The organism is Nitrosospira multiformis ATCC 25196 (assembly GCF_000196355.1).
In the GTDB taxonomy this organism is placed as follows: domain Bacteria; phylum Pseudomonadota; class Gammaproteobacteria; order Burkholderiales; family Nitrosomonadaceae; genus Nitrosospira; species Nitrosospira multiformis.
Genome location: NC_007614.1, coordinates 1,970,119 through 1,989,284, shown reverse-complemented (window position 1 = coordinate 1,989,284; position 19,166 = coordinate 1,970,119). Strand labels below are relative to the sequence as shown.

The window sequence follows — 19,166 nt, the reverse complement described above, 5'->3', positions numbered from 1 at the left end:
TATCAAATAGCAGCATGTCTCTTGATGAGATCCGAACTCCCCGTCAAAAAACCACGCAGAAAGAACATTTCCTGTTACCTTGCGAAGCACCTTAATACAAAATGCGTTCCGGTGCGCCCCACTGGCTTCCGGAGCAGAAAGGATATCTCGACAAGTTTTGCAAACTGCCACACCCAATCCCATTATTCCCGCCACTGACATCGGAGACAGGGGGGGGCTGCGTATCTGTAAAGGTCGCAAAGATCATGGCGGCATCCGCGACAACCTGCCTCAACCATCAGGATTCCGCTTCCTGTTCCATTTTTCCGGTGCGATCCGGAGCGAAGCATCGTCGCTCTGTTCAGGCATCTGGCAACTGCTTCTGTTACTGATGCTGATGCTGATGGCATCAGCGGCCCACTCAGACGGCCTGGAGCTGGAGAAACGCGATATTGTGTTTTACTATGGCAGCAGGCCCCCTGTCGAAGATCTGCGCCATTTCGACCAGATCGTCATCCAGCCAAGCCAGATTCTGCCGCATGAGAAAACAGCGCTGTTGAATCTGGACTCTTCACTCGTCTTCGCCTATGTCTCGTTTGGTGAAATCGCCCGCAACAGCGAAGATATGGCGCGTATCGATACGGACTGGTCGATAGGCGTCAACCCTGCCTGGAACAGCCTGGTAATGGACATGACCGATCCTGCCTGGCGCGAATACCTGCTGAAGCAGCACTTCGAACGCTTGTGGCGTGACGGTTACCGCGCCTTTTTTCTCGATACAGTGGACAGTTACCTGATCGTGACGCCGGAAGGCAAACAACGCGAAGAGCAGGAAAAAGGACTGGTTTCATTGCTCGCGGAAGTCAAGCAGCGTTTTCCAGGATGCAAGCTCATTCTCAACCGGGGCTTCGAAGTACTGGACCGGGCCAGCCAGTATGCCGATGGTATGGTGGCGGAATCTCTTTTTCATGGTTTTGACCCAGTTAGCGGTAAACACGCCCCAACCAAGGAAGAAAACAGAAAGTGGCTGCTCGATCAGCTGGTGCGGGCGCAAAACGAATTCAAGGTGCCCATTACGGTGCTCGACTATGTCGATCCGGGGAACTGGGTAGAGGCGGAAAAAACGGCGCGTGACATTCTCAAGCTGGGATTCATGCCCTGGGTGGCCAATGGAGACCTGACGTGGCTGGGGCAGGGACGAATACGCCTGGCTCCCCGCAAACTGCTGGCTATCGTTAATGGAACGCCCGCGCAGCAGATGGAGCATGATCTGTTTCGGCATGCTGCCATGCCGCTCGAATATCTTGGCTTGGCGCTCGACTATTGGTACATCGATCAGCTTCCCTTGCCGATTGAACCGCTCGTCGGGCGGTATGCCGGGATTATCGCGTGGCTGGGGGAGGACAGTGCGAACGGTACCGAACGGTATGAGAGTGTCTGCGCACGGCTGCAGTCAGAAGCGAATGCGAACCTGCCCATAGTGTTCATGGGTTATCTGCCGGCAGGTGTTGCGTGCCGGAATCTGCTGGATTATCAGGGTGAATTGTACCCGACGACCGGCATATTGAAACTCGATGCCATGAATGATCGCCTGGGACGCCCTGAGTCCGCTCCGGTTATCGGCAGCGGCACGCCCGATGTACGGGTTCGAGACCGCAATAACGCATGGCTCACCTTGAGCAGTGCTGACAAAATATTTCATCCGATTGCGGTGACGAACTGGGGCGGGTACGCGTTACATCCCCATATCCTGAGTGAGAGCGTCTCCGGGCGGCACGAATGGCTGCTCGATCCTTTTGTTTTTTTCCAGGCGGCGTTGCGTCTGCCGGTGCAGCCGGTATTTGACATGACAACGGAAAACGGGCGGCGCCTGGAGATTATCGAGGTGAGGGGAGATCGCCTGTTTGCAAAGGATGAGCAGGGTGTGGAGGCAATCGACCGGCTCAGGGGCTGGATGGAAAAAAATCCGCTGCCGATAACATTGGGTGTCATTGAAGCGGAAGTAGCCACCGAAGAGCAGCAGAGCAAGCTGCGCCAGGTGGCCAGTTTGCCCCAAGTTCGTCTGGCAAGCCATACCTACAGTCACCCTTTTTATTGGGGGGTGTTCGAAGGTAAGACAGACGCGGATCAACAATCCTACCGATACAGCGTATTCATGAAGGATTACGCGGCGGAAATGACGCGCGAAACAGGTGGCACTCTTCCATTCCTGCGTACGATGGCACCGGATTCCCCTCCGTTATTGATCTGGTCTGGGGATGGCAAGCCAGGGCCCGCAGTGCTGGCCGCCGCGCAGAAAGCCGGGCTGCCGCATTATGGCGGAGGGGGGCTGCATTGGCAGAGTGGACAGATATCGCTTGCAGACCTTGATCCCGCACTTCGTCCGACAGAATGGGGTATTCAGGTGATGACGCCGCTGATTGCCGAACCTCTGTTCGCGCAGCTCTGGTACGGCGAAGCCCTGAATTTTGGTAAGGTTGGCGAATGGAACCGGGAGCTCGACCTTGCACGCCGGTTGCGTGTTTCGTCCATATCGATTCATGCCGATGCGTTCCTGAACGAACGGGGGAGGGAGCTTCTGGAGCAGATGGCGGGGGCGCAGCGGAAGGAAAATGTGCTCGGCATCTGGGTCGATGAATATGTCACTCGCGTGCGTGCGTTCCAGACGGCAAGCATCGCACGCGATCTCGACGGCAATTGGTCTCTTTTCGGGGATACCCTCAGAACAGTGCGGTTGCCCCCGACCGAAATGACGCCGGAAATCTCCAGCGATGTAGTTGGATATAATGATCGCAACGACAACCGCTACATCCACCTCGCTCGGAATCACGCAATCCTGAAAGCCGCTCAAGGTAAACGGAACGGAAATCCGGGACTGAGATTGATCGAGGCGAGTGCCCCCCTTAAATCCTGGCATATCAACAATGATGGTTCCGCCACGCTTTTATTTGAATCGGGCGGCCGTTTGGCGCCCCTGACCGTCACGGCTCCCGCTTCCTGCGCCTTGAGCATAAATGACACAAAGTTGATACCGCAGGTGAAGGGTGCACATTCCGTTTATACAGTTCCAGGAAACCTGACAGCGGGAAAATTCCGGCTTGAGTGTTGAAACGCAACGCGAATCTCTGCTAAACGCACCCGCGTTGCTGTTCATGAGCGCGGTGGTTCTCATTGCCTTCTGGATATTGTTTCCGCGTCAGCCCGCCTTCAGGGATCCCGCCAACCTGTCAGCAAAAGATGCTTTGTCGGTCGCTTATCTTCGTGTTCTCGTGCAGTCCGATCCGGGTAACGCTCCGCTACGCCTGTCGTTCGTACAGGTACTGACGGAAGCGGGCATGACCGATGAAGCTGTCCTTGCCATGGAACCTCTGCAGAATGCTCCCGAGTCAGGGTTGACTTACGAGATTCGCCTGGCAGAGTTGAAGCTGGCGCTGCAGCAGCTTTACCGACATCCTCCCCGGGATGTCGAGGCATCACTGCGAAGGCGTATCGGAGAACTGGTCCCCTTATTGTTGCGCCTGGCGGACAATGACAAAGAGTCGAACCAGGTGGTGTTGCTGGCAGAGCAGTTTGGCGAACCCTCGGTCGTAGCGGAAACTTTCGAGCAGTTGGCTGGCATGCAGAATGAAACCCGGCAGACAAAATCGCGCTGGCTTGCTTTTGCTGCCAAACAACGGCTTGCAGCCGCACAACCCAGAGCTGCAGCACAAAATTTCTGCCGGGCTTTCACTTTCGAACGAATAGCCCGGAAGAAAACCGAATTGGCGAAAGCCTGTTTAGGCGCCTATCTCCAGGCGGGAGTCGACCGGGAGGCCTTGAAAGCCGCGATGCAGATCCTTTCCGCTTATAGCTCCTCCAACGCGGACGCGCAGCTGCTGCTCCTGGCGGCGGACGTTGCCCAGCCGATGGGTGACCGCGATCATGCATTGGTTTGGCTGGAGCAGGCAAGCGCACATCTGCCTGCGGATCAGAGGCTTGCGGAACGTGTTGTCCGGTTGCAGGTTTCGATGGGGCTCCTTAGCGAAGGCCTTGCCCGGGCACCCATGCTGCGCGCTTCTCTGATTCCTGGAAGTGAGCGTCAGCGACTGCTTGCCCATTTATATGACTGGAATGGTCAACCCGATGAAGCGCTCGCCTTGTGGTTGTCTTTTGCGCGCCATAAGGCTGATGAAGAGGCTGAAACCCGGGCCTTTGCATTGGCTCAGGCAAAACCGGATAACGAGGCGATTGTGCAGCTTCTTGAGGCAGTCATGTCCCGCCGCAAGCTGACGACTACCGAAGCGGATGCTTATGTCAAAGCGGGTCTCGCCGTTGCCCAGCCGTCGCGTGTGGAAAAACAGTTGCGACGTCACGCGGAACGATTCGGCAATCCTCCCCCCATCCTTAACGCATTGGTGGAGGTTCTTGTTCTTCAGGGCAAACCGGATGCGGCGCTCACGTTATATGAAGATATGCCGGAAATACAGGATGGGCGTCAGAGGCTTGCATTGGCAAGGCTATATGAGGAAGCCGGCAACACGCAAAAGAGCTTTCAGTTGCTGCTTCGGGACATCGACTCGCCGCCTCCCGCTTCTGCGGAAGAATACTGGTTGCTGCTGGCGAAAGTTTCCACGCAACTGGGACAGGATGCGTACGCCGGTCAAGCCTACGAAAAAGCATTGGCTCTTCGGTCGAACGACGTGGAAATTCTGGAAAACCTGCAACGTCTGGCCCTGCGCCATCACGATGAGAAAAAAAGCGAGCGGCTTGCGCGCTATGGGTGGGAAAGATTGAAGCGGATCGAGGATTTGCAGCGCCTGATGCGTTTTTCCTGGAAGCGGCGGAATTGGGATGAACTGGATCAGTGGCTCGAGGTTGCGGAAAAACTTCCTTCCGCAGCGCAGGCGCGGGATTACTGGTATTTCCAGTCGATGCGCAGAATGGCGCATGGGGAGCAAAGCGCTGCACGTGGGGCGCTGCAGGAGATCCTGAAATTACAGGCCGCAGATCCGGAAGTCACCGAAGCCATGATCTGGCTATTGCTGGCATACGAGAAAATTGATCGTGTACTGCTTGATTCCGTCGTTGCGCCCTATCGTGCCCAGACAGCCAGTCAGTCCACGGTTAATCCGGCCTTGGCCGAAGCCTTGGCGGCAGCGGAGCAAGGTTTGGGCAGGCCGGTTCAGGCAGCCGCCTGGTTTTTGCGATCGCTTTCGACCCGGGCGGGGGATTTTCTCTGGATATTGGCCCTGGCGGATAATATGGAATGGGCGGGGTGCCCCGCTCACGCCAACTATGCCCGTTTCCAGGCGCTCGAAATGTTCGCTTCAAGGCAGAATTCCCGGATCGAAGTGAAATATCCGTCACGCCTCGCCGAATACTTTTTCGGATCAAAGTATCTTCCTCCCAAAAGGGAGGGTACCGAGGATGCAAAGAAACAGGAGGAATTACAGTCGATTCGGGACCAATGGGGCTTTGGAGGAAAACTGGATAATGCCGACTATTTCGCATTGCGTAGAGAGGTGGAACGGCTTGAGCTGTCACAATGGAAAGATTTTGCAAAGGCAGTCAGGAACAGGAATGAGCGTGAAGTGGAGCGGCAGTTGGCGCTTATTTCGGATCACCTGAAGCGTCAACCGGCGGCCGCATCACATCCGGACATGCTCCCCTTATCCATAGACGATGTGGATCGCGCGAATCGGTGGTTGGCCGGCGAACCGGAGCCCAACCCGAGCGATTTGGCAACGGAACTGGATATCTGCCGCGAGACGCTGACCAAGATTCGGGAATTTCCTGTAAACAGTGAACCTGCAAAGCGATGAAGAAACCCTGGCTGGAAGGTATAGAGGTTGTCGATGTAAACACCCCCGTATCTGCGTGGGGCGGCTGGTTTGAAACATTCGTTATAACTGCTGTTGTAATTGCGGCATCATTCATTACCCAGCAGGCGGATCCTTTCCGATTGAGTGGCGGATTCCCCTGGGCAGTGCTGGCACCCCTGCTCGCGGGATTACGGTACGGGTTTGTCTTTGGTTTTGTCAGCGCGCTGCTGACACTCGCAGTCCTTGGCGTCGCCATCGACCAGCAATGGCAGGCCGCGAAGAGCTTTCCGCTGCCTTGGGCGATAGGCGTGGTGGTGGTGGCGATGGTGGCAGGGGAGTTTCGTGACATGTGGGGGCGTCGCCTGCACCGGCTGGAGGGCGCGTATCAATACCGCGCCGAGCGTCTTGAGGAATTCACGCGCAGTTACCAGTTATTGCGCCTCTCGCATGACCGTCTCGAACAGACCGTTGCCAACAGTGGCTTTTCCCTGCGTGAAGGCATCATGCACCTTCAATCCACGCTGGACGCCATCGATGGAATGACGGAAAGCTCGCTGCAAAAGCTTATTGAATTTGTGGCGGAATATGGTGCATTGACTCAGGCCTGCATCATCGGGATTACTGCCGACCGCATTGATACTTCCAACGTTCTGGCCTGTGTGGGAGAGCGCTTTCCCATCGATGTGACTGATCCAGTGCTGAGAATGGCGCTCGACAGCGGCGAACTGGCCACGTTGAATCTTCTGCAGGAATCAGAGATGGACCAGGCCCAGCTTCTGGCTGTGGTACCTTTAACCGACTCCGTCGGCGAAATAAATGCCGTGCTGGCAGTGCGTTCCATGCCTTTTTTTTCGTTTCATGAAAGCAATCTCAAACTTATCGCGGTGCTGGTGGCCCACGGCGTGGACCATCTCCGCTTTGGAACTGCGAGGCCATCGGTTCGTCGGTTTATTGCTTCATTTGAACGGGCATATCAGGATTTTTCGCGCTTCAAGCTCGATACCGTGCTCCTGAGATTATCCGGAAATCCGGAGGAGGTGCGGAGCGTTCACGAAAAGCTGCGGTTTTCGATTCGTGCCATCGACTTTATCTGCCTTGCGCGTGAAAAGGATCAGTATGTCGTCTGGGCGATGTTGCCACTGACGGATATTACTGGGGCACGGGCATGGGCGCAGCGAGTAGCCGATATTCCCGCAACAACCGCGCAGGAATGGATGTCTATCAATGAAATTGATCCGCAAAGGATCCGTTCCCTGGAGCAGGGGTGATGCGTCGCATGTATCGCTTGCTTGCATTCTCGGGAGTGACTGCTGAAGTAGTAGCCGTTCTCCTGGTCTGGTTGAGTGCGGATGACGCGCTTGCAGATTGGCAGGAAGGCGCGCTGCTGTTTATGGCGGCTGTATTTCACTCTGCTTCATCGTATTACCTTGCGCGCATGTTCTGGCAGGCGCTGCCGCGCCGCTACAAGCTTCCTCCCCGTAGAAGTCTGGGATTGCTGTTTGCCTTTCTATGGATTCTGCCGGTTTTCGGGGCGCTGGGCGTGCTGTGGAGCATAACACGTGCATTGAAACAGCCCCGGACCCGTTCCGCGAAGAATGTAAAGATCATAATCCTGCCTGAGCTGCCTTTTTCACCCCCTGTCATTTTCCCTGTTCCCCCTTACAGCCAGGGAGCCCTGCGCCAGATCGTCCATTTTGCCCAGCGCTCGCTCAAGCGGTTGAAAGCGGTGATGGCAACACGGCATATGTCGCCGAGAGAAGCCATGGAGATCTGGTCGAAGGCTACTCGCGACCCGATCGATGACGTAAGGCTGCTTGCCTATGCGATGAAGGATGCCCATGAAAAGAGGCTCACTGACCGCGTCCTGGCTTTAACCGAAGCGCTGCCACACCTTCCTCCACGAGCACAGAATGCCTGCCGCAAGACGATCGCTGCGCTATGCTGGGAACTGGTATATCACAAGCTGGTACAGGGTGCTGTCAGACAGCACTGGCTGAAAAACGCCCGCACACAAATGGAGGTCGTATTGGGCTCGCCATCGATTACGCGGCGCGACGTTCCCTCTGCATCTGTATCGGCTTCTGTGCGTGCTGCATCCGAAGCCTCTCTGGCGTCGCCCAAGCATGAGATGGGTGAAGCGTCCTCTCTATCCGGGAGCGTGAACGCCGACAGTTGGTTGTTGTATGGTCGGATTTTATTGGAATCAGGTGAAGCCGCCCTGGCGAGAAAGGCTTTTGTCAACGCACAAACCCATGGCGCGGATCAGCAACAACTGTTGCCATGGTTTGCCGAAATCGCTTTCCGGCAGCGGAAGTTTACCGAAGCAAAGGCCTGTTTGTCCGCGCTTGCACGTGTTGGGGAGAAAGGGCGGGAACTGGCTCTGGTAAGAGCATGGTGGAATAAATGAGTGTTATCCAGGCAGGGGCGGAGAAGCCCTGGACGGTACGGGCAGCAGGATCGGTTCTGGAACCGGTGGCGGATATTGCTCTGCTGCTGGAAGGCACCTATCCTTATGTCCGTGGCGGGGTATCTTCATGGGTCCACCAGATCATAAACGGTTTGCCGGAATTTACCTTCGCCGTGATCTTTATAGGCGGCAATAAGGAAATGTATGGACCGGCGCAATATCAGTTTCCGCCGAATGTGACGCATGTCGAAACGCACTATCTGTTGCACCGCAGCCATGGGAAGCCGCATGCCCGCAAGGGCAGCCGCCAGCCTTTCCAGGAAATGGAAGAACTGCACGCCATCATGCGGCAATCCGGGAAATTGGCTGACAGGAAAATGATTGATGCGTTTGCGCGATTGGGCTCCAAGGGTGGCATCAGTCAGGAGGATTTTCTGTATAGCGAAGCTTCCTGGGATTACATTACCCGACAGTATAAAGAGCGCTGTACTGAACCCTCGTTTGTGGACTATTTCTGGTCGATACGTGCAATGCATGCACCTTTGTTCGTGCTGGCCGATATTGCGACCGGGCTTCCACCGGTTCGGGCAGTGCATGCCATTTCGACTGGTTATGCAGGCCTGCTGGGCGCGATGATACGGCTGCGGCGAAACATTCCTTTCGTGCTCACCGAGCACGGAATCTATACCAAGGAGCGGAAAATCGACTTGGCGCAGGCTACCTGGATCCATGATCACAATGACGATGTATGCAATACGCTGCATGAGGAAATGGGATATATCCGGGGCCTCTGGATCAGATTCTACGAGCAGCTGGGGCGCATGGCGTACGCGCAGGCTTCGCCCATTATCAGCCTGTATGAAGGGAATCGGTTGAGACAGATTGCCGACGGAGCAGTCCCGGAAAAAACACGTATCATTACCAACGGCCTCAATGTGGAACGCTATCGCGACGCACTCGAAAAAAGACCGGAAAAGATTCCACCGGTGCTGGGACTGGTCGGGCGCGTGGTGCCGATCAAGGATATCAAAACGTTCATCCGGACATTGCGGATGCTGGTCAAGGAGCGTCCTGACGCGCAAGGATGGGTTGTCGGCCCGGAGGACGAAGATCCGTTGTATGTGAATGAATGCAAGGAACTGGCCGAAAGTCTCGGCCTGGGGAATCATCTCAGATTCATGGGCTTTCAAAATATGCTGGAAATTCTGCCCCAGCTTGGCCTGATGGTACTGACCTCGATCAGTGAAGCTCTGCCGCTGGTAATACTCGAGGCTTTCGCCAGCGGTGTTCCCTGCCTTGCGACGGATGTAGGGTCCTGCCGGGAGCTCATCGAAGGAGCGGCCGAGCAGGACCGGGCATTGGGGGCGGCGGGTAGTGTGGTGCACATTGCCGATCCAGAAGGCACGGCAAAAGCAGCCCTCGAACTGCTCAACAACCCGGAGAAGTGGAGTGCTGCGCAGCAGGCGGGGCTTGCACGCGTGAAACGCTATTATAACGACCAACTCATGTTTTCATCTTATCGGGAAGTCTACTCGGAAGCCTTGAGTGTACCGCGGCATCCGGCAGTAGCGAACTGATGTAACTATATGGCCGGTATCGGTTTCGAAATCCGCAAAATCCTGGAGCGCGACAATTACTGGTCGGTGTTGCGAGCCTATGGTTATGCGGGCCTGGTCAGCGGTGGTCCATGGGTGCTCTCGATTTTGAGCATCATGATGATAGGCGTCCTTGCCGTCATGCTGGGTGTGGAACAGCGCGAGGTCAATGCCTTCCAGATCTGCGTTACCTATATGATGGCGAGTTCACTGATCTGGACCGGGGGTATGCAGCTCATGTTCACTCGGTTCGTCGCGGACCGGACTTATGCCGGTGACAAGGCAGAGGTGCTGCCCAATCTGTTCGGCGTCCTGATGTTGACCATGGCGGGTGGCTTTGCGTGGGCAGCGCCCTTTATCTTCTCGCTTTTCACGGGACCATTTTTCCAGCAACTGTTGCTGCTGTGCAATTTTGTTGTGCTGAGCGGGATGTGGATTGTCCTCATTTTCCTGTCGGGGATGAAGGCGTATGGGCGAATCATCTGGACTTTGGCCAAGGGTTACTCCCTGGGAATTGCAGTCGGACTCCTTGCATCTCCATGGGAACTCAACGGCCTGTTGCTCGGTGTGCTGACCGGTCACGGCTATCTGCTGTTTTCCTTCCTGCATCATATCGTGCGGGAATATCCCGGAAATTCTCTGCTCAAGTTTGACTTTCTCGATCGAAGCCGGAGCTTTTACAGCCTGTTTGCGGTCGGCACGCTCTATTACCTGGCGGTGTGGATCGACAAATTCATCTTCTGGTTCGTGCCCTATACTTCCGAGGTGGTCATCGGTCCCTTGCGCGCATCCATCATCTACGATCTTCCCATTTTTCTGGCATATCTATTCATCCTGCCGGGGATGGCCGTATTTCTGGTAAGCATAGAAGCGGATTTTGCCGAACAGCACGAACGTTTTTACCGTGCCGTGCGTGAAGGCGACACGCTCATGCATATCGAATATAGGCGTGACCGGATGGTGTACGCTGCCCGGCAAGGTATCTACGAAATCTTCAAAGTGCAGGGTCTGACGGTGGTGTTGTGCCTTCTGTGGGGCAGGGGCCTGCTGCAAACCATTGGCATATCCCCGCTCTACATTCATTTGTTTTATATCGATGTGGTCGCAGTCAGTGTGCAGGTGCTGCTGATGGCGATACTCAACATACTTTTTTATCTCGACGCCCGGCGGGAAGTATTGATCGTTACGGCATGTTTTTTTATCACCAACCTGCTGTTCACCGTTGCCACGCTGCAACTAGGAGCCGAATCCTTCGGATACGGCTTTGCAGTATCCGTTACGCTGTCCGCATTTCTCGGTCTCTTCATCCTCTCGCATAAGTTCAACCGGCTGGAGTATGAGACATTCATGCTGCAGGGTTAGCCCGCATCTCTCATAAATACCAGGTGCATAGCAGACCAATCATGACAAAGTCATTTAACGGGAATGGCTCGAATCATGAGATGGAGAGTCTCGCCTGTATGGACGCTGACGGCCAGCACGGGATTCTGCGCCATCGATAAACCCCCTCGCGCCACGCCATGCAATGAACGCCTGCGCTTCGGTCAGCACTTCCCCTCCCGCACTTTCCTCTCTAGTGCTTCCCTCTGTGATACGGAACTCCACAGTCGCCCACACTTCTCGACTTGAATGATTCAGGTTGCGGTATTCACAAATTGACCACTTATCCATCATAGTTTTCTTACAACTTTCACAAATCGCTCACCTGTCCATCATAGTTCTCTTACAACGAGTGTGGTAATTTTGATTCCACACTGGCTGCTGGCATCCCTTAAACGTATGCCGATCAGTCGAAGACCACTGTGGAGAGTGGCGCGAATGACCGCTGAATCGGTCATTCGCACTTCATAATCGCCCGTCTATCAGCCGTTGCAGCGTGATAGCACGCAGTTGGACCCTCTCGGTGTGCGAGTTACCTGTTTATCTTGGAAGGGGGAAAACTTGAAAGCTCATCGCCATGCAACTCACCATTCATACGATTGACGTCGGGCAGGGAGAAAGTGCGCTCGTGGTTGCGGCAGACGTGGCAGCCGGGCGACACCGGACGATATTGATCGAGGGCGGGCTACTCGGGTATGCCGAGACAGTCCACAACTTTATCGATCCCATCCTCAGGGGTTACGGTTACTCCCTCGATCACATTCTTGTCAGCCACTACGACAAGGACCATTCAGCGGAAGTCATAGGACTCCTGAATGCGGACAACATGCGCGTCGTAAGCGAAACCATTTCGAACGCGGTGGCAAATGCGGCGCAATGGGCTGCAGCAGGCACTCGCCCCCAGCAAATCGCCTGCGGAGCCGTGGCGGCATCGGCAACGATCCTCGGAGCCTGCGAACGGAACCTAAACCAAATCCTGGCAATGTGCCAGGCTGTTTTTCCCCGGGCTGCAGGGAAGACAGACGACGAAGCGGCGGAGCTTGGATTTAACTATGCGCTGGAGCATACCGACAAGGTTCAGAGCTTTCCCGCTCTTGAAGTCGGCAAAACCGGGAGACGCAGAAATATTGCAAAAATATCCGCGGTCGCCGCGGCGATTGCCATCGCATCGGGAAACAATCCGGCTGCCGCAGCCTTCGGCGCCATCTTCCTCCTGATTGCCAAAACACTTCCCAATCAGCTGCGGCTCGATACCGGCGGCCGATACTGCAACGTCCATCTTATCGATATAGAACAGCCAATCTGGCCATTAAGATCTGCCGAGACATACGGCGGCATGGCGTTCGGGCAACACATAACGAAGGACGAGATTTTCAGGAACAGCGGGAGCGGTACCGCTCTTCCTTCCCTCCATTCTCCCGGAATATTCTGCCGGGTGATCAGCTTCTGGGTTTGGCAAGGGATGGGCAGTAATCCTGTTCAGACCGTCTGGAGACGCAAGGCGGGAGACTGCACGTCCAACCTTGTAAGGATTTGCAAAAGAATTGCCTCATCCTTACGTGCAATATTCTAGGTAAATGAATTTTTACCGAAGGCATAAGAGAGAACATAGTATGAACCAGATCGTAATTATGGCGCTGCGGAAACCTTACACCTTCGTGGTTCTTTCCATTCTGATCGTCCTGTTTGGAATCAGGGCGATACGGCATACCCCAACGGACGTCTTTCCCACTATCAAGACGGCATGAAAATGGTCACTAAATTATCCATCGTTCTAGGCTTAATCGCCACTCTGGTATTGAGTGGATGCCAAAAACACGACACACATGAAGAAATGCCGCACTATGCGGCAACCACACCGTTCCGTGAAGACACTTCCATCCTGGAACCCTATGTCTGTCAGATTCGCGCCATCAGACATATTGAAGTCCGCTCTTTGGAAAAGGGCTATTTAACCCATATTTTTATAGACGAAGGGCAATGGGTAAAAAAGGGACAACCCATGTTCAAAATCATGCCCAACGTCTATCAGGCAGAACTTCTAACTGCGGAAGCTGAAGCGCAAAATGTGAACATCGAATACCTCAATACCAAGGCCTTGGCTGATAAGAATATCGTATCAGCCAATGAATTGGCTTTGGCAAAAGCAAAATTAGATAAGGCTAACGCGCAGGTGAACTTGGCGAAAACCCACTTGGGGTTCACCGATATCAGAGCACCCTTTGATGGGATTACGGATCATTTGGCTGTTAGGATCGGCAGCCTTCTGGATGAAGATGATTTGTTGACGGAGTTGTCTGATATCGCCCACTTGTGGGTCTATTTCAACGTCCCGGAAGCTAAATATCTGGATTTTATAAGGCGCGAAAAAGGCAAAACCAATGAAAAAGTGCAGTTAAGGATGGCAAATGGCGAGATTTACGAGCATACGGGGGTCATCGAGACAATTGTAGGTGATTTTTATAATACCTCCGGCAACATTCAGTTTCGTGCCTTGTTCGAGAACCCGGACAGGGTTCTCAGGCATGGTCAGACAGGAACAATTCTGATGACCGTACCTTACCCAAACGCCATGCTCATCCCTCAAAAAGCGACGTTCGAAATCATGGATAAAATCTATCTCTACGTCGTCAACAAAGAAGAAAAAGTGGAGCAAAGGCTTATCCAGATAGAGGCCGAGTTGCCCCACATGTTTATTGTTAAAAGCGGCGTGAATGACGGCGAGAGGATTTTGATCGAGGGTATGCGCAAAGTTAGTCCTGGAGACAAGGTTATGATCGATTTAAAGCCACCCCAAGAGGTTCGCTCAGAGTTGATGAAATTGTATACCGAGTAACCTTTTAGTCAGGATTAAGCCATGTTTGGTATTTTTCTCAAAAGACCTGTGCTGGCGATCGTGTTATCGCTGTTGTTCATATTCATGGGCTTGTTGGCAATGAAATCATTGCCCGTTTCCCAGTTTCCAGATATTGCACCGCCCCGGGTCACGGTTTCAGTATCGTTTCCCGGTGCCAGCGCCCAAGTACTGGTGGAATCGTCCCTGATCCTCTTAGAACGCGCTATCAATGGCGTGCCTGGTATGAGATACATCACTTCGGATGCAACCAGCGCCGGAGAAGCGACCATTCAAGTATATTTCAATTTAGGCGTCGATCCGAATATCGCGATGGTTAACGTGAAGACACGCGTGGATCAGATGATGAGCAGGCTACCCATACTGGTGCAGTTGGAAGGCGTGATTGTAAACTTCGTCCAGCCCAGCATGCTCATGTACGTCAACCTCTACAGCAAAGACAAAGACGCCGATCAGAAGCTTTTGTTTAATTATGCCTATGTCAATGTTATTCCGGAGATTCAACGCATTACTGGAATTGCCCAAGCAACCATATTGGGTTCCCGCCAATATGCGATGCGGATTTGGATGAATCCGGAACGGATGAGAGCCTATGCCGTCTCGTCAGAAGAGGTGATGAAGGCACTGGCGACTCAAAGCATTATCGGACGACCTGGTCGGTTGGGGCAAAGCACAGGCATGCTCGCCCAGTCCAAAGAGTACGTGCTGGTTTATAAAGGACGCTTTAACAAGCCGGAAGAATATGGGGACATTATTCTCCGGGCTGCTCCAACAGGCGAGATTCTGCGCATTAAAGACGTTGCCAAGGTCACTCTGGACAGCGAGTTTTATAATATTTTCTCCGATAAGGACGGATTCCCTTCCGCGTCCATCGTGCTGAAGCAAAACTACGGCAGTAATGCCCAAGTAGTCATAGAGAACGTGAAGAAAAAACTGGAAGAATTGAAAAAATCTTTCCCGGAGGGCATGGACTACGAAATCAATTACGATGTGTCGCGTTTCGTTGAGGCGTCTATCGACCAAGTGCTGCACACATTGGTGGAAGCCTTCATTCTGGTCTCCTTGGTGGTTTTCATTTTCCTTGGAGACTGGCGTTCTACCCTGATTCCCGTCCTCGCGGTACCGGTTTCGCTGGTCGGAGCATTTGCCGTCATGTCTGCGTTCGGGCTTTCCATCAACCTCATCACCTTGTTTGCCTTAGTGTTGGCTATTGGTATTGTGGTCGATGATGCCATTGTGGTAGTGGAGGCAGTGCATGCAAAAATGGCAGCCGAGCATTGCACCCCTTATGAAGCCTCCCGAAAAGTGTTGCAGGAAATCGGTGGCGCCATTATAGCGATTACGCTGGTCATGGTATCAGTGTTCGTCCCTCTTGCGTTTATGCCAGGACCGGTCGGGGTATTTTATCGACAGTTCGCTATCACTATGGCGTCGTCGATCACTATTTCAGCAATTGTGGCTTTATCGCTCACCCCGGTACTGTGTGCCATGATTCTTAAAAACACTCACGGCCAGCCGAAACGGAGAAACCCGATAAACCTTTTCATCGATGCCTTTAACTCTGTTTTCGAAAAGGTCACCGGCCGCTACATCAAATTCCTGAATGTCACGGTCACCCGGCGCATTGTCACGCTTTTGGTATTGGTCGGGTTTAGCTTCGGCATTTTCGCGGTCGATAAAGTCTTGCCTTCCGGTTTTATTCCCGGCGAAGATCAGGGCATGATTTATGCGATTATCCAAACACCGCCCGGGTCAACCATCGAAGTGACCAACAAAGTGGCACGTGAACTGGAAATAATGGCCGCAGAAATCGAAGGCGTACAATCAATTTCTTCCTTAGCCGGCTACGAAGTACTTACCGAAGGCCGTGGATCAAATGCAGGGACTGTTGTGGTCAACCTGAAAGATTGGTCGGAACGTAAACATTCGGTAAATCAAGTTATCCACGAGTTGGAGGAAAAAGCCCATAACCTGGGTGCGACCATCGAGTTTTTTCAACCGCCGGCAGTGCCGGGATACGGTGCGGCATCGGGTTTGGCGTTTCGCTTGGTGGACAAGACGTTAGACACGGATTACTTCGAATTCGATGAACTTAATAAAAAATTCATGAATGCGATGCGTGAACGTAAGGAATTGACCGGCTTGTTCACTTTTTATGCGGCCAATTATCCGCAATACGAACTGGTCGTCGACAATAGGCTGGCCATGCAAAAAGGGGTTACCATCGAAGACGCGATGAATCACCTAGACATCATGATCGGCAGTACTTATGAACAGGGCTTTATTCGCTTCAATAACTTTTTTAAGGTCTACACCCAGGCCGCGCCGGAATTCAGGCGAGCCCCTGAAGATGTGTTGAAATATTTTGTGAAAAATGATAAAGGCGAAATGGTGCCGTACTCTGCCTTCATGACCATGGTGAAAAAGCAGGGGCCCAACGAGCTGACGCGTTATAACCTCTATAACACGGCGGCGATTCGGGCCGAGCCCGCACCGGGTTATACCACTGGCGCAGCTATCAAGGCAATCGAAGAGGTTGCGGAAGCCACTTTGCCGCGAGGTTTTGAAGTTGCCTGGGAAGGCTTGACATTCGACGAAGCCCTTCGGGGCAATGAAGCACTGCTGATCTTCGCCGTCGTTATCCTGTTTGTCTATCTGGTGCTGGCCGCACAATACGAAAGCTTTGCTTTACCCTTGGTCGTGTTATGTTCGCTACCTCCCGGTATTTTCGGTGCCTTTTTATTGTTAAAAGGAACAGGGCTTGCCAATGATGTCTATTCCCAACTGGGAATGGTGATGTTGATTGGCTTGCTCGGCAAAAACGCGGTACTGATTGTCGAGTTTGCAAGCCAGAGGCAAGTCGAAGGAGGAATGACGGTCAAAGAAGCGGCGATTGCGGGCGCAAAAGAGCGTTTCCGGCCGATTTTGATGACTTCATTTGCCTTTATAGCCGGGCTGATACCCTTGGCGATGGCTACGGGAGCTGGAGCGGTTGGCAACAGGACGATTGGTACCTCAGCACTGGGTGGGATGCTTACCGGTACCGTGTTTGGCGTTATCGTTATTCCAGGACTTTATTATATTTTTGCGAAAATGGCAGAGGGTAAAAAATTAATTCAAGGTGAAGACCTTGATCCTCTAGCCGAAACTTATCACTACGGCCCGGATGACAATGAAAAATAAAACATTTCGGCTTATGGCCTTAGTCGTGCTGGGGCTGCTGTTGCAGGGTTGTATTCCTAAAGTAGCAATCAAAAAAGCAGATGTGCCTCTTCCTGCTACTTTTGAACCGGACGTTTTTGAAACGACCAGTACGGCGACTGTCATGCGGAAGGATTTTTTCGATGACCCTGCCTTATCAGATTTGCTAGACATCGCTGTTGCTAATAATAAAGAAATTAATATCATGCTGCAGCGCATCACCATTGCACAAAATGAAATCCAGGCGCGTAGAGGCCAATATTTGATGCCATTGGTAGGTATTCGTGCTGGCGCAGGCGGAGACAAAGTCGGCGAGTTTACGCGCTTCGGCGCTATCGAAGAGGAACTGCCATTAGCCGGCAAACACTTTCCTACGTTTCTTGGCGATTTTCGATTTGAGCTATTTTCAACTTGGGAAGTAGATATATGGAAAAGATTGAGGAATGCGAGACAAGTGGCTGTGCTGGAGTACATGGCATCTAAAGAAGGTCAAAATTTTTTAGTGACCAACCTGGTCGCTGACGTTGCTCATTCGTACTATGAATTGCTTGCCCTGGACAACCACCTTGAGATTTTAGAGCAAAATATCAGGATTCAGGAAAATGCGTTGGAGATGGTTAAACAACTTCTGCTGTATGCAAGAACAACTGCACTTGCGGTCAAACGTTATGAAGCAGAAGTGGCAAAAAACAAAAGCAACATATACAAAATTAAACAGGATATTACGGTTGTTGAAAACCGGATCAACTTCCTGTTAGGGAGAACGCCGCAGCCTATCCAGCGTGCTTCCAGTGGTTTTATGGAGCAAAACCCCAAAGTACTCATGACAGGTATTCCGTCGCAATTGCTACAAAACAGGCCTGATATTAGGCAAGCGGAGCTTGAGCTATCGGCAGCGGAATTAAACATAAAGGTGGCCAGGGCAAATTTCTTTCCCACCTTTAACATAAACGCGGGGGTAGGGTTTGAAGCTTTCGCGGTTAAGTACCTGTTCAATACCCCACAATCATTGGCGGCCGCTGTTGCCGGAGAGCTAGTAGCTCCAGTGATCAATAGGTACGCTATCAGAGCCGAATATAAAAACGCCAGTGCCAGGCAAATTCAGGCAGCTTATGAGTATGAGCAAAGTATTATCAATGCTTATGTGGAAGTGGCGAATCAAATTTCAAACATCGATAAGCTCAAAAAAAACTATCAACTCAAGACAAGCCAGGTGGAAGCGCTTGTCCAATCAATTGATGTCGCTAGCCAGCTATTCAAATCTGCTCGTACGGACTACCTGGATGTGCTGTTGACACAAAGGGATACCCTGGAGGCCAAACAAGATCTAATTGAAACGCAACAAAAGCAATTTGACGCAATGGTGGATCTTTATAGATCACTTGGTGGCGGTTGGCAGTAGCAGGATGAGAGGAAGGAGCGGTTCAAAAAAAGGCTCTGTTGCAAAAAATAAGAAGAGAGGCGCCCCATTGTATTTTTCAGGACAGATCCGTAGATGAAACTTACGTGAAGGTCGAAGGGAAGGGGACGCATTTATACCGGGCACTTGATAGAAAGGTCATACGATTGATTTCTATCTCCCTTCAACGCGCAATATTAAGGCTGCCAAACGTTTTCTGGGCAAAGCCTTGAAATCCATGAAACCCTGGGCGCACCCCGGTACTATCAATACCGGCGAGGCGCCTGCTTACAGGTCCGCCCTTGCCGAATTAAAAGCGGAAGGAAAGTGTCCGCCGGATATCATGCATCGGCACGTCAAATACTTGAACAATATTGTCGAAGCTGATCATGGCAAGCTCTAACGCTTGATAAACCTGGTGCGGGGCCTTAAATGGAAAAAAACAGCCTACGCCACCATCAAAGGTTTTGAGTTCATGCGAATGTTCAAGAAGATAAAAGGAGGTTTTATGGAAATAACAATTCCAAGGCTTATGATTCCCATGAAGGTA

At 52.6% G+C, this 19,166-nt stretch carries 11 protein-coding genes and 1 pseudogene; all 12 read left to right on the top strand.

Translation table 11 applies throughout. From position 1 onward, the window contains the following. The first annotated feature begins 157 nt into the window (after positions 1 to 157). The gene (locus NMUL_RS09105) at positions 158 to 3,088 is read left to right on the top strand and encodes a bifunctional glycoside hydrolase/polysaccharide deacetylase family protein (RefSeq protein WP_238529791.1); all 2,931 of its coding nucleotides are present in this window, start codon (positions 158 to 160) and stop codon (positions 3,086 to 3,088) included. After that, positions 3,078 to 5,780 carry a tetratricopeptide repeat protein gene (locus NMUL_RS09100; RefSeq protein ID WP_011381052.1) on the top strand — a complete coding sequence of 901 codons (2,703 nt, stop codon included), beginning with the start codon at positions 3,078 to 3,080 and terminating at the stop codon, positions 5,778 to 5,780. The genes NMUL_RS09105 and NMUL_RS09100 overlap by 11 nt, the downstream gene beginning before the upstream one ends. Beyond that, positions 5,777 to 7,048 carry a hypothetical protein gene (locus tag NMUL_RS09095; protein ID WP_011381051.1) on the top strand — a complete coding sequence of 424 codons (1,272 nt, stop codon included), beginning with the start codon at positions 5,777 to 5,779 and terminating at the stop codon, positions 7,046 to 7,048. The genes NMUL_RS09100 and NMUL_RS09095 overlap by 4 nt, the downstream gene beginning before the upstream one ends. Continuing rightward, positions 7,048 to 8,187, top strand: a complete 1,140-nt coding sequence (locus NMUL_RS09090) for a tetratricopeptide repeat protein (protein ID WP_011381050.1) — start codon at positions 7,048 to 7,050, stop codon at positions 8,185 to 8,187. The genes NMUL_RS09095 and NMUL_RS09090 overlap by 1 nt, the downstream gene beginning before the upstream one ends. Next, positions 8,184 to 9,764, top strand: a complete 1,581-nt coding sequence (pelF, locus tag NMUL_RS09085) for a GT4 family glycosyltransferase PelF (RefSeq protein ID WP_011381049.1) — start codon at positions 8,184 to 8,186, stop codon at positions 9,762 to 9,764. Before NMUL_RS09090 ends, pelF begins: the two co-directional genes overlap by 4 nt. Before the next feature lie 9 nt (positions 9,765 to 9,773). Beyond that, the gene (gene pelG / locus NMUL_RS09080) at positions 9,774 to 11,144 is read left to right on the top strand and encodes an exopolysaccharide Pel transporter PelG (RefSeq protein WP_011381048.1); all 1,371 of its coding nucleotides are present in this window, start codon (positions 9,774 to 9,776) and stop codon (positions 11,142 to 11,144) included. A 595-nt stretch (positions 11,145 to 11,739) separates the two neighbouring features. Then, the gene (locus NMUL_RS09075) at positions 11,740 to 12,735 is read left to right on the top strand and encodes a ComEC/Rec2 family competence protein (RefSeq protein ID WP_011381047.1); all 996 of its coding nucleotides are present in this window, start codon (positions 11,740 to 11,742) and stop codon (positions 12,733 to 12,735) included. A gap of 40 nt (positions 12,736 to 12,775) precedes the next feature. Next, the gene (locus NMUL_RS16370) at positions 12,776 to 12,910 is read left to right on the top strand and encodes an efflux RND transporter permease subunit (RefSeq protein WP_143034459.1); all 135 of its coding nucleotides are present in this window, start codon (positions 12,776 to 12,778) and stop codon (positions 12,908 to 12,910) included. Beyond that, positions 12,907 to 13,998: an efflux RND transporter periplasmic adaptor subunit gene (locus NMUL_RS09070; protein WP_011381046.1), complete on the top strand. Its 1,092-nt coding sequence runs from the start codon at positions 12,907 to 12,909 to the stop codon at positions 13,996 to 13,998. Before NMUL_RS16370 ends, NMUL_RS09070 begins: the two co-directional genes overlap by 4 nt. Before the next feature lie 21 nt (positions 13,999 to 14,019). Then, a complete protein-coding gene (locus tag NMUL_RS09065; protein WP_011381045.1) occupies positions 14,020 to 17,199 on the top strand; it encodes an efflux RND transporter permease subunit in 3,180 nt (1,059 codons plus the stop codon). Continuing rightward, on the top strand, positions 17,183 to 18,619 hold the full coding sequence (locus tag NMUL_RS09060) for a TolC family protein (RefSeq protein WP_011381044.1): 1,437 nt from the start codon (positions 17,183 to 17,185) through the stop codon (positions 18,617 to 18,619). The genes NMUL_RS09065 and NMUL_RS09060 overlap by 17 nt, the downstream gene beginning before the upstream one ends. 89 nt (positions 18,620 to 18,708) lie before the next feature. Continuing rightward, positions 18,709 to 19,109: pseudogene (locus NMUL_RS16365) on the top strand (IS6 family transposase); the annotation flags it as partial. Positions 19,110 to 19,166 lie beyond the last annotated feature (57 nt).

Bases quoted from the DNA above. Each gene is read 5' to 3' on its own strand.
- NMUL_RS09075 (WP_011381047.1), top strand. From the start codon at position 11,740: ATGCAACTCACCATTCATACGATTGACGTCGGGCAGGGAGAAAGTGCG.
- pelG (WP_011381048.1), top strand. From the start codon at position 9,774: ATGGCCGGTATCGGTTTCGAAATCCGCAAAATCCTGGAGCGCGACAAT.
- NMUL_RS09095 (WP_011381051.1), top strand. From the start codon at position 5,777: ATGAAGAAACCCTGGCTGGAAGGTATAGAGGTTGTCGATGTAAACACC.
- NMUL_RS09070 (WP_011381046.1), top strand. From the start codon at position 12,907: ATGAAAATGGTCACTAAATTATCCATCGTTCTAGGCTTAATCGCCACT.
- NMUL_RS09090 (WP_011381050.1), top strand. From the start codon at position 7,048: ATGCGTCGCATGTATCGCTTGCTTGCATTCTCGGGAGTGACTGCTGAA.
- NMUL_RS09060 (WP_011381044.1), top strand. From the start codon at position 17,183: ATGACAATGAAAAATAAAACATTTCGGCTTATGGCCTTAGTCGTGCTG.
- pelF (WP_011381049.1), top strand. From the start codon at position 8,184: ATGAGTGTTATCCAGGCAGGGGCGGAGAAGCCCTGGACGGTACGGGCA.
- NMUL_RS16370 (WP_143034459.1), top strand. From the start codon at position 12,776: ATGAACCAGATCGTAATTATGGCGCTGCGGAAACCTTACACCTTCGTG.
- NMUL_RS09065 (WP_011381045.1), top strand. From the start codon at position 14,020: ATGTTTGGTATTTTTCTCAAAAGACCTGTGCTGGCGATCGTGTTATCG.